We start from the raw sequence: 14,442 nt of genomic DNA, 5'->3' as shown, positions 1-14,442 counted from the left end.
TGCCCGGGTGGGGACAGGTGCGTGGATCTAACCTCTGACCATGGCGCCGCGACTTGGGGCGCCGAGCTCGCCTCAGTGAGAGGTGAGGACGGATCTCCATCGTCGACCCGACGGCCGGATTCGAGGACGACCCGAACGTCACCAACAGGAAATTGCCCCATGAACCCGACGCGTCCTTGCAGTCTGGAGAGTCCGTTCAGCGTTTGCGTTTGACAATCAGCGCTATCAACTCGCGACTACAGCCCAGTGCAGCCGCCAGTGCTCCGTAGCTCCAACGCTGGGGATCTTCAGCGCGTAACTGGAGGATCATGCGGTCGCGCCCGGCGCGGCACTGCGCAGCGACCCGGTCTGCCTCCGCTGCCTTCGCATGCAGTTCCTTGGCGCGAGCGGCTCGAGGGTCTGAGGTCCCTCGTGCGGCTTCGCGCCTCGGGGCGGCACCGGTATTGGTGCCGCCCTGGGCGCGGCTCCGGACTTCGCCCAACGGGTCAGAGGCCACGCGCGAACTCGGTGATCAGCGAGGGCACGGCCGCGTCGAACCCGACCACGTCGAGCATGCCGGGGTCGGCGGGATCGGCGATGCTGAAGTCTGTGGCGGTCATGCCAACCACAATGAGCTTCGCGTTGATCCCGGATCGACGGCGGTACTCGGCCAGAGCCTGGTGAGGATGAATGTTGCCTGCCCACGTCTCGTTGTCGGTGTAGATCACGAACGTGTCAACCTCGAGACCCTTCTCGGTCGCGTGCACCATGGGAAGCGCGCAGTCGGTTCCCGACATCGGCATGGCGTCGACAACCTTCAGTGCGTCGTCCAGGCGCTGGCGCGGGGAGATCGCAAGTGGCTGCAGGGCCGTGTCGTGCCAGTCCTGACCGTTGCGGGCGGTGAAGCCGACCGCGGTCGCCAACGGCTCCGTGGCCAGTTGCACGAGAGTCAGTGCCGCTGACGCCTCGCGGGCGGTGATCGGCATTCCGGAGATGGGCACGCCCATCGAGCCGGACACGTCGACCGCCAGCATGGTGCGGGTGCCGGACGGCTCGACTGCGCCGAACGCCGTGTAGAACGCCGCGTCGAGGGCATCGGTCACCTTCCGCGACGGCGCCCACTCGCCGGCACCGCGAGCCGACCGCCCGGCGGCGTACGTCCGCTGCGCGACCAGGACGTTGACCGGGTGGATCCGAGCTGCGCGCAGGCGGTCCGCGTCGGTGAGCTGGGACGCGACCTCGTCCGTTCGGCCTCCGAGGTCAGGCAGGAGGCCTAGCCGGGTGAGCCGCGGCAACTGCCGCATCAGTGCGGTTTGGGGCACGCCCACGTCGAGCAGCGCGTCCCATACCTCCACCTCTCGTAGCGCCGGGTCGGGAAACATCTCCCACGAGAGTCGGTGCTCTCGCACGAGCGCAGACCAGGTCTTCGGGTCAGTCGCCTCCTGCGCGCGCATGAAGCCCTCGATGAGCGCTGGCGTGTGGTCGCCAACCGCGCCGCGGACGATCCAGTCGAAAACGTCCTGAAGTTCAGGCACCGCGGTCTCAGGGTGCGCCAAGCGCAGGAGGTCACGGTGCGTCCAGCCTTCGCGCTGGCGGTACTTGACCACCTGATAGGCCAGGTCGCCGGCCTCCCGCGAGGTGTACCACGAGCCGACTGCACGTCGCAGACCACGGCCCCACCCGCGAAACTGCTCGACGTAGGCCGCGAACAGGAACAGATGCGTGCCCGTGCGTGCGACCTTGGGCAGTGCAGCCAGCGCGAGCGCAGAAGACTCCGGGTACGACGCTGCCAGGGCCAGCGCGAACAGCGTCGCGTTCTGCTTCGGGGCAGCGCCATTCCGCGACACCTCGACGATGGTCGAGACCAGGGTCTCCGGATCTTCCTGCGCCATCCGGGTGACGATCTCGGCGTTGTCGCGAGCAAGATCGCGCGGAGCGGCGTAGTAGGTGCCGCCGTCGACCCCGAGCACGAGGAAGCGACGCAGCCGCGTCGCGTCATCGAGGGTGAACGCGTAGCCGCCGGCCGAGTTGCGGCGCTGGCGGGCATCGGCTCGCTCGGACTGTGGCCTGCGGCGGATGCCGAGGCTGCGCAGGACGTCCATCATCAATCTCCTTCAATAGCGACAAGGCGGTGGCGGGCGTGTTGTGCGCACCGGACAGGCCCGGCGTAGCCGGGTGACCCTCCTCCGAGGGTCTCCTTGAAAGGGAGAGGTAACCGATCCGCTCCGGCCCGCCACCGCCGTTGTCAGCTGTGGGTAGAGCGGGCATGTGAATGCCGTCCGGAAGAGACGACTCGCGCCGCCGGCGGAACTCAAAGAGGACTCGAACCCCAACCGCCATGTGCCAGATAACCGAAATGCTCCGGCCCGCTCTTTGTAAAGGTTCGGGTGGGCATGGTTGTGACCACCGGAGTCATGTGCTCTGCCAAATTGAGCTACCTCGCCAAGGCGAGGACGGGACTCGAACCCGCACACCAGGATCCGTTAACCGACGATCTTCGGCCCACCCGAACCATCACTGTTCTCTTGTCTCCAAGGAGTGTAGGGGTCTACACACCGTGCGCGCCACCGCATTTTCGACGGGTATGACAGTGGACAGCAGGCGAGGTCCCTCGCCGAACCGAGGACCTTCACCCGAAGGACGTTGCTCTACCAATGAGCCAACGATGCGAGGTGGTTGCGGGTCCGCGAGTCGACCGCGAACCGACGGGCCGTCTCGTCCGCCGAGGCACTTCGGGCACACTGCAGGAGTGTCCGACCCACTGCGCAAGCTCCTCGCGGCGCCGCCCGACCTCCCCGTCACCGCGGGTCTGGCGGCCCTCGAGGAGGCACTCCGCACCAGCGGGGTCGCGGTGGTGCAGGCGCCACCGGGCACGGGCAAGACGACCCTGGTCCCGCCCGCGGTCGCAGGAGTCGTCGCGGGTCGGGTCGTCGTCACGCAGCCCAGCCGCATCGCGGCCCGCGCTGCCGCCCGGCGGCTGGCTCACCTGCTGGGCGAACCGGTTGGCGAGACGGTCGGCTACTCCGTCCGCGGGGACCGGCGCACCAGTCGACGGACCCGGGTCGAGATCGTCACGACCGGCCTGCTGCTCCGGCGGATCCAGCACGATCCCGAGCTGCCCGGCGTCGGGGCGGTCGTGCTCGACGAGGTGCACGAGCGCCACCTCGACGCCGACCTGACCCTGGCGCTGCTCATCGACGTCCGCGCCAACCTGCGCGAGGACCTGGCTCTGGTGGCGATGTCGGCCACCGTCGAGGCCGAACGGACGGCCGCCCTGCTCGGCGGAGGAGGCGCTCCGGTGATCCGCGTCCCGGGTGCCCTGCACCCGGTGCAGGCGGTCTGGTGCCCGCTGCCTGCGGGAGTACGCCGCACCGACGACCGGGGCATCACTCCGGCGTTCCACGACCATGTCGCAGCGACCGTGAGGCGTGCGCTGGTGGAGCACGAGGGGGACGTCCTGGTCTTCGTGCCGGGTGTCGCGGAGGTCAACGCGACCGTACGACGCCTCGCTGGCCTCGACGCCGACGTGCACGCCCTGCACGGACGCCTGTCCGGGGCCGAGCAGGACCGCGCGCTCAGCGAGGGCCCACGCCGACGGGTGATCGTCTCGACTGCGGTCGCCGAGTCGTCGCTGACCGTGCCCGGGGTGCGGGTGGTGGTGGATGCCGGGTTCTCGCGCGAGCCGCGCACCGACCACCGTCGCGGGCTGGCTTCCCTGGTCACCGTCGCCGTGAGTCGGGCAGCCGCCGAGCAGCGGGCGGGTCGTGCCGGACGGCTGGGCCCGGGCGCCGTGCTGCGCTGTTGGTCCGAGGCGGAGCACGCGCACCTGGCTACCCACCCCGAACCCGAGATCGCCACCGCCGACCTGACGGCCTTCGCCCTGGAGGTGGCGTGCTGGGGCAGTCACGACGTGCACGACCTGGGGCTGCTCGACCAGCCTCCGGCGCACGCACTGTCGGCGGCCAAGGAGGTGCTGGTGGACCTCGGTGCGATGACCGAGGACGGGCGAGCCACCCCACGGGGACGGGTGATCGCCGGCGTACCGGTCGACCCCAGGCTGGCGCGTGCCCTCATCGACGGGGCTGACCTCGTCGGTGCCCGTCGGGCCGCCGAGGTGGTCGCGATGCTGAGCGAGGACGTGCGCGCACCTGGCGGGGACCTGGTGGCCGCGCTCCGGTCGCTGCGCGGCGACAAGCGGGCGGGCTCGTGGCGCACCCAGGTCACCCGGCTGGAGAAGATCGCGGGGCAGGGCCACGGCCAGGCACTCACCGACGACGTGGCAGTCGGGCTGGTGGTGGCCCTGGCGCACCCCGACCGGATCGCGCGCAAGCGCTCCGGGTCCTCGAGCTATCTGATGGCGTCCGGGACTGGCGCGGCGCTCGATCCGCGTGACCCAGGGCCCCTGGCCGGACTGGAGTGGCTCGCGGTCGGCGACGCGGAGCGGCGGCCCGGGCAGCGCGAGGCCCGGATCCGGGCCGCGGCGCCGCTCACCGAGGACCTCGCACTGGAGGCGGCACCGTCCCTGTGGACCGAGGTGGACGAGGTCACCTGGAAGGCAGGGCGGGTCGTGGCTCGCCGGCGGACGCTGCTGGGCGCGATCGAGCTCAGCTCGGTCCCGCTCAGCGATCCGCCCGCGCAGGCCGTGACCGACGCGATCCGAGATGCGGTGGCGAGCGAGGGGATAGCTCTCCTCACCTGGTCGGAGGCGGCCACGGCGCTGCGCGCCCGCCTCGACTTCCTGCACCGTGCACTCGGTGACCCGTGGCCCGACGTGAGCGACGCGGCACTCACACAGAAGCTCGACTCGTGGATAGGGCCGCAGCTGGCGCGGGTCCGCTCGGCCCAGGACCTGCGTCGCATAGACGTGGCGGCCGCGCTCCGGGCGATGCTGCCGTGGCCGCAGGCGGGCCGGCTCGACGACCTGGCGCCGGAGCGGGTGGAGGTCCCCAGCGGGTCGATCGTGCGAATCGACTACTCCGCCGACCAACCGGTGCTCGCCGTACGACTGCAGGAGGTCTTCGGCTGGACCGCAGCCCCCGTCCTCGCCGACGGTCGGGTCCCACTCCTGCTGCACCTGCTCTCACCCGCGCGACGCCCCGCCGCCGTGACGGCCGACCTGGAGTCCTTCTGGGACAACGGCTACCCGGGCGTACGGGCCGACCTGCGCGGGCGCTATCCCAAGCACGCCTGGCCCGACGATCCTCGCAGCGCACCAGCCACCGCACGCACCAACAAGCCACGCCCCCGACGCTGAGTGCCGGAGGGGTTGGCAGACCTCCGATGCAGAGCTGGCTTCGTACGCAACACCCCCAGATTGGCGTATGGCAACACGCCTGGGCCGGGCTGATGATGAAAGTGCTAGCCCTAGCGACATCTCGGCCTTCCTGGCCATTCGTCTGGTTGAGCGGACCCCCAGCCGCAGTTCGGTGACGTGGCGGGGCGGGTCGGAGCCATCGAGAACGGAAGGAACAGAGTCATGAAGATCTTCATCGGAAGCTGCGCCATCGCGGCGGGACTCGTGCTGGCAGGAGCCGGAGCGGCGAGTGCTGGAGAGGTGAACGGCAACGGCAAGGACATCCCCGCGCCGGACCGCGCCTCGTCGGAATGCGTCTACTCAGGGCAGGACACCGCAGACGCCATCGAGGGCAACCCGCCGGGCTTCGACGACGACGCCCTGGCCACGCGCGGCAACCAGAGCCCAGGCGGCACCGACCGCTATCACGGGGTGCAGAGCTACGGCATGTTCGCCAAAGCCGGACTCAAGGACTTCGTGCCGTCTCCCGGTATGGCCTGTAACGGCCGCTGACGGCCGCAAGGAGGCGGGCTCAGCCTTCGGGTCGCGCCCAACGGCCCCGGGTCTGGCTGATGTGTGCCCTCATCAGTCGTTCGACCGCTTCTGGATCGTTCGCCTCGATCGCGTCCAGAATGAGGTCGTGCTCGCGGGCGGACTCCTCGAGCTCGCTCCCGTCCAAGGAGGCCAGGCCGTAGAGACGGGTGTGCGCCCGAAGGTCGGCGATCAGGGCACTGACGCGCGCGTTCCCCACGTAGCCCAGGAGCTGGAGATGGAAGGCGTGGTCGGCGTCGGTGTAGGCCACCAGGTCGCCGGCGAGAGCACCGTCCACGATCGCGCGGGCCAGGTCCCGCAGCTTCGGCATGTCCTCGGCCGGGATCTCCGCGGTGACCTTGGCCGCCAGCACGGGTTCGATCAGCATCCGCAGCTCGGTGATGTCGTCCAGGTCCGCTTCGTCCACGGTGGTGATGCGGTAGCCCTTGTTGGGCACCGTCGTCACCAGGTTCTCTCTCACCAGATCGAGCATCGCCTCACGCACCGGGGTCGCGGAGACACCGAACTTGGCGCCGAGCGCCGGAGCGGAGTACACCTCCCCGGGTTCGAGCTCGCCCGACACGATCGCCGCGCGGAGCGCGCGCGAGACTCGTTCGCGCAGGCTGACCTTCTCGAGCTGCTGCAGATTCGTGATGTGCACCGACACTGTCATCTCCTGACTCCGGACAGTGCGATCCTATGCGTCATTGTCATGTGACGTGGCACCGTCGCTCTCGGTCGACGTGGTGGCGAGCCTCTCCAGCGACACCGGCGCTGCGAACGTACGCTTGGCGAGCGGCGCGAGATCCGACACGGTCAGCGCCTCGCCGACCGGTTTCGCCAGCTTCGCCGCGGCGAAGCCACAGACCCGGCCCTGGCACCATCCCATCCCCGGGCGAGCCAGCAGCTTGACCGTGCGGGCGTCCGTGGCGCCGAGCTCCTCAGTGGCGGCGCAGATCTCACCGAGCGTCGTCTCCTCGCATCGGCAGACGGTCGTGTCCGGCTGCAGCCAGTCCTGCCATCCGGTGGGCACCGGGTGGGCGCGATGCATCGTGGCCGCGAACCGGCGTCCACGGGCGATCTGCCGTTGCAGGTATCGCACCCGCGGCTCGGAGACCGGACGTCCGGCATCGCGGCTCGCCGCCAGGGCCGCGAGCTCTCCTTCGGCGACCGCGAGCAGCGCCCCGCCGACCCCGGTCGCCTCGCCTGCGACGTACGCGCCGGGGACATCGGTCCGCTGCCAGTCGTCGACGTCGGCGACCAGCGACTCATCGACATCGACCCGAGTGGTCGCCCCCACGGCGGTGATCAGCTCCAGGGACGGGGTGAAGCCCCATCCGAAGGCGACCAGGTCGACGTCGAGATCCGCGAGGCTGACATCGGTCCGTAGCCGACCGTTGCGATCCAGCCGACCGAGGCCGACCGAACCGACCTCGGTCTCGCCGTGGATCGCGGTGACCACCGTACGCATCCGGTATGGGATCCGGTGCCGCGCGAGCAGCGCGGCGTACTCGACCGCCTCGAGCGCCTTCGACGGCACCGCCGCGGCGCCGAGCGGGCGCCGCGCCCAGCCGGAGAGCGAGCCGGCTTCGCAGACCGCGACGACCTCGGCACCCGCCTCAGCCAGACCGGCGGCCACCGGCAGCAGAAACGGCCCGGTGCCGGCGACGATCGCACGCCGCCCGGCCACGCTCCGGTGTGCCTTCAACAGCGCTTGCACGCCACCGGCGGCCATCACCCCCGGCAGGTCCCAGCCCGGGACCGGCAGCTGCCGGTCGTAGCCGCCTGGGCACAGCACCAACGCGGCCGCGTGAATCTCCGGTAGCCGGGTCTCGCCCTGGGTAGCGGACAGGTGCAGCAAGAACTCCTCGGCGAGGGTGTCGACGAACCACACCTGATGCCCGGAGACGAGCTCGACGCGGCCGGCTGTCCCCGAATCGGACTCGAGTCCGCGCAGCCTGGTGCGCAGGTCGGTGAAGCGGGACCACAGGTGCTGGCCGCGGCCCTCGTCCGGACGCGGGTGGTGCTCGTCGGGGTGGCGCCAGAACTGACCCCCGGGCTGCGTGCCGGCGTCGACCAGCGCAACCCTCAGGCCGTGCTCGGCGGCGGTGACCGCGGCACTCAGCCCGGCGGGCCCCGCCCCTATCACCGCGAGATCGAACCTAGCCACGCGTGCTCACCTCCCGCAGTCCGCCGCTCTCGAGGCGCATGCCGTCGCGGACGGGCACGAGGCAGGCGCGCTGGTTCGGGCGTCCGTCGACGGTCAGCAGACAGTCGAAGCAGACGCCGATGCCGCAGAACAGGCCGCGCGGTCGGTCACCCCGCCGGGTGCTGCGCCAGGATCGGATCCCGGCGTCGGTGAGCGCGGCGCCGACGCTCTGGCCGGCAGCTGCGGTGATGGCGGCACCGTCGAAGGTGAGCTTCACCTGGTCGGTCATGACACCTCCTGGAGGCTGAACCGTTCGGGGCGGAACGGTGTGATGTCGATCGTCGGTGTCGCCCCGGTCATCGCCTCGACCAAGAGCTTGGCGCTTCCCACCGAGAGCCCGATGCCCGCGCCCTCGTGTCCCGCGACGTGGGCCAGGCCGGGTGCGCGCGGGTCCGTGCCGATCACTGGGAGATGATCGGGGCAGTATGGCCGGAAGCCGAGATAGGTACGCATCAGAGCGACCGGGGCCAGGCTCGGGTAGAGGGCCAGCGCCTTGCGGGCGATCTCCCGCAGCGCCGGCAGCGAGACGGTCCGGTCGAAGCCGACGCGCTCACGTGAGGATCCGATCAGCACGGTCCCAGCCCGCGTGCCCTCGATGACGGTGGAGGTCTGCAGCCCTTCGTCGGAGCTCTGGGTGCTGGCGACGTACTCACCGGCGTACACCTTGTGGAACACGGTCGGCGGCAGCGGCTCGGTCACCAGGATGAAGCCACGCCGTGGCAGGACAGGCACGTCGACACCGGCCAGCGCGGCCATCTCCCCCGCCCACGTGCCGGCGGCGTTGACGACATGTCCCGCGGAGATGTCACCACGGTCGGTGCGAACTCCGGTGACTCGATCACCGTCGCGGAGGAACCCGGTGACGGTGGTGCCGGTGCGTACGCACGCGCCGTGCTCGCGGGCCAGCCGGAGCAGGTGGGCGGCCATCAGCATCGGCTGGACCTGGCAGTCCTGGGGGTAGAACGCGGCGCCGGCCAGCTCCGGGGTCAGATGTGGCTCGTAGCCGTGGATCTCGTCGGCCGCGACCTCGTGCACGTCGATCCCGGCCGCGCGCTGACGCTCGGTCAGCTCCGTCAGCCCACCCAGGCCGCCGGGGGGTGGCGGCGACCACCAGTCCGCCCTTCTCCTCGAACTCCCACAGCCCGCCGAACTCGCCGAGCTCGCCTCGCCACAGCTGGTGCGAGAGCAGTGCGAGGTCGAGCTCGGGACCGGCCTCCTTGTCGGAGACCAGCAGGTTTCCCTCGCAGGCGCTGGTGGTGCCGCTGACGATCGACCCGCGCTCGACGACCTCGACCGTGAGGCCGGCACGCGTCGCGAACCACGCGGTCGCGGCTCCGAGGGCGCCGGCGCCGATGACTACGACGTCTGGATGCGTACCGGGCATCGTCAGAGCTCGAATCCGGCCGGGAACGGGTCGTCGGGATCGAGCATGTACTGCGCCGTCCCGGTGACCCAGGCCCGGCCGGTGATCGTCGGGACGACTGCCTCGATGCCGCCGACCTGGGTCGTCTCGACCAGTCGTCCGGTGAAGGTGGTGCCGATGAAGGACTCGTTGACGAAGTCGGTGTCGAGCGCGAGCTCACCGCGCGCGTGCAGCTGCGCCATCCGAGCGCTGGTGCCGGTCCCGCACGGCGACCGGTCGAACCACCCGGGGTGGATCGCCATCGCATGGCGCGAGTGCTGCGCCGTCGATCCGGGGGCTTTCAGGTAGACGTGGTGACAGCCTGAGATGTCGGGCCGCTCCGGGTGCTGCGGGCGGTTCTGCTCGCTGATCGCGTCCATGATCGCCAGGCCGGCCTCGAGCAGCTGGCCCTTGGCTGCACGCTCGAAGGGAAGGCCGAGCTTCTCCAGGTCGACGACGGCGTAGAAGTTGCCTCCGAACGCCATGTCGTAGCCGACGCTTCCGTACGCCGGGACGTCGACGCTCTGGTCCAGACCCAGCACGAACGACGGGACGTTCCTGATCGTCACCGACCGGGCATGCCCGTCCTCCACCGCGACGTCGGCCACCACCAGGCCGGCCGGAGTGTCGAGCCGGATCCTCGTGACCGGTTCGACGACCGGCACCATCCCGGTCTCCACCAGGACCGTCGCGGTCCCGATGGTGCCGTGACCGCACATCGGAAGCAGCCCGCTCACCTCGATGAAGAGCACCCCGAAGTCGGCGTCGGGTCGGGTCGGTGGTTGCAGGATGCTGCCGCTCATCGATGCATGACCGCGGGGCTCGCACATCAAGAACGTACGCAGCTCGTCGTTGTTCTCGATGAACCACTCCCGCCGCTCGGCCATCGTGGCCCCGGGGAAGACCCCGACCCCGCCGGTGATGACGCGGGTCGGCATTCCCTCGGTGTGGGAGTCGACGGCGTGGATGACGCGGGTGGTTCTCATGCGGACCCTCCTGGGATGAGCAGGCCGTTGATGCGTCGGGCGATCGGGTGATGCGGAGTGTCACGGAGCTCGTCGGGCAGCAGCGCGTCAGGGAAACCCTGCCAGGCAACCGGGCGGACGAAGCGGCTCAGGGCCGCGGTCCCGACCGAGGTGGTGCCCGGGGCGGTGGTTGCCGGGTAGGGACCCCCGTGCTGCTGGGCATGGGTCACCGAGACGCCGGTCGGCCACTCGTTCCACAGCACTCGGCCCGCCTTGCGGGCGAGGGTCGCGACCAGCTCAGGGACGATCGCATCGTCGGTCTCGCCTGCGACCGTCGCGGTGAGCTGGCCGTCGAGGGCACGGGCGACCTCGATCAGCTGCTTCTCGTCCTCGTACGTCACCACGACGGCCGTCGGACCGAAGCATTCCGTCAAGATGCCGTCGACGTCCTCGAGGAGGGCATCGGCCGTGGTCGCCAGCAGGCTCGGCGCGGGCGGATCGGCCGGCTCCCGGTCGCCGCCGACGAGCGCGGTCACACCCGGGTGCTGGAGGAGCTCGTCGAGAACGTGACGATGACCGGCGACGATACGGTCGTTGAGAAGCGGCGCCGCCGCCGGGAGCGCCGCGGCGCTCAGCCGCTCGACCAGGCCGGAGCCGACCGGGGCGAGGAGCACACCGGGCTTGGTGCAGAACTGTCCGGCACCGAGCGTGAACGATGCGAGGAACCCGTCGGCGATCTCCTGGGCTCGCCGCTTCGCCGCTTGCTCGGTGACGAAGACCGGGTTCACGCTGCCGAGCTCGCCGTAGAACGGGATCGGCTCGGATCGCGCCTGGGCCAGGTCGAACAGCGTACGTCCGGCGGGGATCGAGCCGGTGAAGGCACCGGCCTTGATCTCCGGGTGGGTCAGGATCGCCCGCGCGTCCGAGGGCTCTTCCACGAGGGCGAACAGTCCGTCCGGAGCGCCTGCCTCACGCAGCGCGCCGGTGACGACCTCCGCGGTCGCGATCGACAGCTCCGGGTGCCCGCCGTGAGCCTTGAGGATCACCGGACATCCGGCCGCGAGGGCCGAGGCGGTGTCGCCGCCGGCGACGCTGAACGCGAACGGGAAGTTCGAAGCGGCGAACACGATGACCGGCCCCAGCGGCACCGCCGTACGCCGCAGGTCCGGGCGGGGTGCGCCCATCGGCCAGTCGGCGTCCGCGTGGTCGATCCGGACGTCGAGGTGCTCCCCAGCGGCAGCGGATCCGGCGAGCAGCCGGAGCTGGAACGTGGTCCGCGTCAGCTCACCTCGCAACCGCGTCTCGGGCAGGTGCGTCTCGGCAAGCGCGATCGGCACCAGTCTGTCGGCGGCCGCGTCGAGCGCGTCGGCGACCATGCCCAGGACGGTGGCGCGGTCCGCCGGAGCCGTCTGCGCCCAGATCTCGCCGGCACGGACTGCGTCCGCGACAATTCGTTCACGGGCGACGTCGGTCAGTTCCATGGCTCTCGGTTCTCCTCTGAGGTCGGTGGTGTGGGTCTGCCGTTCTGACCGAGCTCGGTCAGAACGGCAGACCCACGGAGATCAGTTGAAGCCCTTGCTGATCACGGCTTTGGTGTCCGCGGTGACGCGCTCGACGGTCTCCGGGGCGAGCGGGAGCCGCGGCGGCCGGCACGGGCCTCCGCGACGACCGGCGATGTCCATCGACAGCTTGATCGCCTGCACGAACTCCGTCTTGGAGTCCCAACGCAGCAACGGGTGCAGGTCGCGGTACATCGGAAGAGCCTTCTCGATGTCCTCGGCCCGTCCGGACGTCGCCAGGTCGTAGAGCTCCTTGCAGGCCCGCGGGAAGGCGTTCGTGTAACCGGCGATCCATCCGACAGCACCGGCCAGACCGAGCTCGAGGAGCACATCGTCGGACCCGATCAGCAGGTCCAGCTCAGGCGCCAGCTCGCGGATCTCGTAGGCCCGGCGTACATCTCCGGTGAACTCCTTCACCGCGACGATCAGGCCCTCACCGTGGAGCTCGGCCAGCACGTCGGGAGTGAGGTCGACCTTGGTGTCGTAGGGGTTGTTGTAGGCCACGACGGGCAGTCCGACCGCAGCCGCGGCACGGTAGTGCTCGATCACCGTCTGGCGATCCGCGCGGTACGCGTTCGGCGGGAGCAGCAGCACCGACTGCGCCCCGGCCGAGGCGGCCTGCTCGATCCAGCGGCAGGTCTCCTGAGAGCCGTACGCCGCCACGCCGGGCATCACACCGAACCCCTCCGGCGAGGCCTCGACCGCGATCTCGACGACTCGGGCACGCTCCTCGTCGGTGAGGTTGTGGTACTCGCCGAGCGACCCGTTCGGGGCGACGCCGTCCATCCCGTTCTCGGCGAGCCAACGAACGTGGTCCGCGAATCCGTCGAAGTCGACGGCCAGGTCGTCGGTCAGGGGCAGAGCGGTGGCGACAGTGATGCCGCGCCAGGGCTTGTGGGTCATGAGTTCTCCTCGTTCCGATGTCTCTCAGATACTATGTGACATTGCACTGTCACACAAGGGGTGAAATTCGGGTTCGATCAGTGCCCCCGCGCCTCGCTCGCAGCGTCCGTCTGCGTCGCCTCGGCCTGGCGAGCGACCCAGTAGTCAGCATGACGGATACCCAGCCGCACCGGGTCGAAGGTCGGGTCGACACCAGCGCGCCGCTGTTCGTCGTAGTCACGCAGCGCGACCAGGGCAGGCTTGAGCAGGAACAGCAGGCAGACCAGGTTGACCCAGGCGAGGCTTGCGTAACCGACGTCGCCGATCGCCCAGATCAGGTCGGCCGCCTGGACCGAGCCGAAGAACGTCATCCCCAGCAGCACGAGCTTGAGCACCATCGTGGCCGCACGGTTCGTGCCCCGCAGCAGGTACGTCAGGCTGGTGTCGCAGATGTAGTAGAAGGCGACGAGCGTCGTGAACGCGAACAGCGCGAGCGCGATCGCCACGACCGGTCCCCCGACGCCCACCCCGACCGTGTCCAGGGCGGTCTGCGTGTAGGCCGGACCGGCCTCGACGCCGTCGAGATTGCTCACCACCGTCTTGCCGTCCGCGGTGGCGACGTTGTAGCTGCCGGTCACGATGATCATGAACCCGGTCGCCATGCACACCATCAGAGTGTCGACGTAGATCGAGAAGCACTGCACGAGCCCCTGCTTGGCCGGGTGGGACACATCGGCGGCTGCCGATCCGTACGTCCCCTCCCCCACGCCGGCGACGTTCGAGAACATCGCTCGCCGAACACCCCAGGCGATCGCCGCCCCGACCATCCCGCCGAACACCGAGTCGAACCCGAGCGCGCTGGAGACCACGAGGCTCAGCGCCTCCGGCAGCTCGGTGATGTTCACGGCCAGCACCACGACAGCAGCGATGATGTATGCGACCGCCATGAACGGCACGACCTTGTCGGCGAACCCGACGATGCGCTTGCGCTCACCGAGGACGATGAAACCCAGCGCAGCCACGATGGCGATCCCGGTGATCCAGGTCGGTACGCCGAACGCACCCTCGAAGCTCGACGCGATGTTGTTCGACTGGATGCCGGGCGCGAGCACGGCGTACAGGCTCACCGCCGTGACGGCCGCGATCACGCCCAGCCAGCGCAGCCCGAGCCCCTTCTCGAGGTAGTACGGGATCCCGCCGCGGAACTGGCCGTCGACGCGCTCCTTGTAGATCTGGGCGAGCGTGGACTCCACGAAGGCAGTCGCACCACCGAGAAAGGCCATCACCCCCATCCAGAACAGGGCTCCCGGCCCGCCCGCATAGATCGCGGTCGCGACGCCTGCGATGTTGCCGACGCCGATGCGGCTCGACAACGTCAGCGCGAGCGCCTGGAAGGACGAGATCCCCTCATCGGACGAGCTGCCCCTTCGAAGCTGCCGAATCATGTCCGGCAGCCGCCGCACCTGCAGCACGCGGGTTCGGACGGTCAGGACGAGCCCCAACCCCAGGGACAGCACGATCAAGGGGTTCCACAACCACTCGTTGATCTTCAGCAACAGATCCACGGCTACCTCATTCAGTCTCGACATGGAGTGACGGCAATCACACAGCGATCGGTAACA

Annotated in this window: 12 protein-coding genes and 1 pseudogene; 3 read left to right on the top strand and 10 right to left on the bottom strand. The window is 69.9% G+C overall.

Going from position 1 to position 14,442, the window contains the following annotated elements; genetic code table 11:
- The first annotated feature begins 92 nt into the window (after positions 1-92).
- Complete coding sequence (locus BJ988_RS31545) at positions 93-269, top strand: NAD(+)--rifampin ADP-ribosyltransferase (protein ID WP_425490916.1); 177 nt, start codon at positions 93-95, stop codon at positions 267-269.
- A 216-nt stretch (positions 270-485) separates the two neighbouring features.
- On the opposite strand, the gene BJ988_RS07285 is transcribed toward BJ988_RS31545, so the two are convergent.
- A complete protein-coding gene (locus BJ988_RS07285) occupies positions 486-2,081 on the bottom strand; it encodes a TROVE domain-containing protein (protein ID WP_179657414.1) in 1,596 nt (531 codons plus the stop codon).
- Between the two features lie 563 nt (positions 2,082-2,644).
- On the opposite strand from BJ988_RS07285, the gene hrpB reads away from it, so the two are divergent.
- Together hrpB and BJ988_RS07275 are read left to right on the top strand one after the other, a co-directional pair.
- Positions 2,645-5,233 (top strand): ATP-dependent helicase HrpB, encoded by a 2,589-nt coding sequence (hrpB, locus tag BJ988_RS07280; RefSeq protein WP_179657413.1) that lies wholly within the window; start codon positions 2,645-2,647, stop codon positions 5,231-5,233.
- A gap of 222 nt (positions 5,234-5,455) precedes the next feature.
- Positions 5,456-5,785 carry a hypothetical protein gene (locus BJ988_RS07275; RefSeq protein ID WP_179657412.1) on the top strand — a complete coding sequence of 110 codons (330 nt, stop codon included), beginning with the start codon at positions 5,456-5,458 and terminating at the stop codon, positions 5,783-5,785.
- Between the two features lie 19 nt (positions 5,786-5,804).
- Here the strand turns inward: BJ988_RS07275 and BJ988_RS07270 are convergent, their stop codons facing one another.
- The 9 genes and pseudogenes from BJ988_RS07270 to BJ988_RS07235 all read right to left on the bottom strand — a co-directional run bounded on the left by BJ988_RS07270 (position 5,805) and on the right by BJ988_RS07235 (position 14,385).
- The gene (locus tag BJ988_RS07270) at positions 5,805-6,476 is read right to left on the bottom strand and encodes a GntR family transcriptional regulator (protein ID WP_179657411.1); all 672 of its coding nucleotides are present in this window, start codon (positions 6,474-6,476) and stop codon (positions 5,805-5,807) included.
- Positions 6,477-6,500: 24 nt separating this feature from the next.
- Positions 6,501-7,973 (bottom strand): FAD-dependent oxidoreductase, encoded by a 1,473-nt coding sequence (locus BJ988_RS31275; RefSeq protein WP_179657410.1) that lies wholly within the window; start codon positions 7,971-7,973, stop codon positions 6,501-6,503.
- Entirely contained in the window at positions 7,966-8,241 is a 276-nt protein-coding gene (locus BJ988_RS07260) for a (2Fe-2S)-binding protein (protein WP_179657409.1), read from the bottom strand. The genes BJ988_RS31275 and BJ988_RS07260 overlap by 8 nt, the downstream gene beginning before the upstream one ends.
- Positions 8,238-9,047, bottom strand: a complete 810-nt coding sequence (locus tag BJ988_RS07255; RefSeq protein ID WP_343051519.1) for an NAD(P)/FAD-dependent oxidoreductase — start codon at positions 9,045-9,047, stop codon at positions 8,238-8,240. Before BJ988_RS07255 ends, BJ988_RS07260 begins: the two co-directional genes overlap by 4 nt.
- Positions 9,048-9,159: 112 nt before the next feature.
- Positions 9,160-9,396: pseudogene (locus tag BJ988_RS30905) on the bottom strand (FAD-dependent oxidoreductase); the annotation flags it as partial.
- Between the two features lie 2 nt (positions 9,397-9,398).
- Positions 9,399-10,400: a proline racemase family protein gene (locus BJ988_RS07250; protein ID WP_179657408.1), complete on the bottom strand. Its 1,002-nt coding sequence runs from the start codon at positions 10,398-10,400 to the stop codon at positions 9,399-9,401.
- Positions 10,397-11,860, bottom strand: coding sequence for an aldehyde dehydrogenase (NADP(+)) (locus BJ988_RS07245; RefSeq protein ID WP_179657407.1), 1,464 nt, complete (start codon positions 11,858-11,860; stop codon positions 10,397-10,399). The genes BJ988_RS07250 and BJ988_RS07245 overlap by 4 nt, the downstream gene beginning before the upstream one ends.
- An 81-nt stretch (positions 11,861-11,941) precedes the next feature.
- Entirely contained in the window at positions 11,942-12,841 is a 900-nt protein-coding gene (locus BJ988_RS07240) for a dihydrodipicolinate synthase family protein (protein WP_179657406.1), read from the bottom strand.
- A 77-nt stretch (positions 12,842-12,918) separates the two neighbouring features.
- Complete coding sequence (locus tag BJ988_RS07235; RefSeq protein WP_179657405.1) at positions 12,919-14,385, bottom strand: amino acid carrier protein; 1,467 nt, start codon at positions 14,383-14,385, stop codon at positions 12,919-12,921.
- Positions 14,386-14,442 lie beyond the last annotated feature (57 nt).

Source organism: Nocardioides panzhihuensis (assembly GCF_013408335.1).
Taxonomy (GTDB): domain Bacteria; phylum Actinomycetota; class Actinomycetes; order Propionibacteriales; family Nocardioidaceae; genus Nocardioides; species Nocardioides panzhihuensis.
Note: the sequence above shows the minus strand (reverse complement) of the source record. Positions and strands in the feature narration are given on the sequence as shown.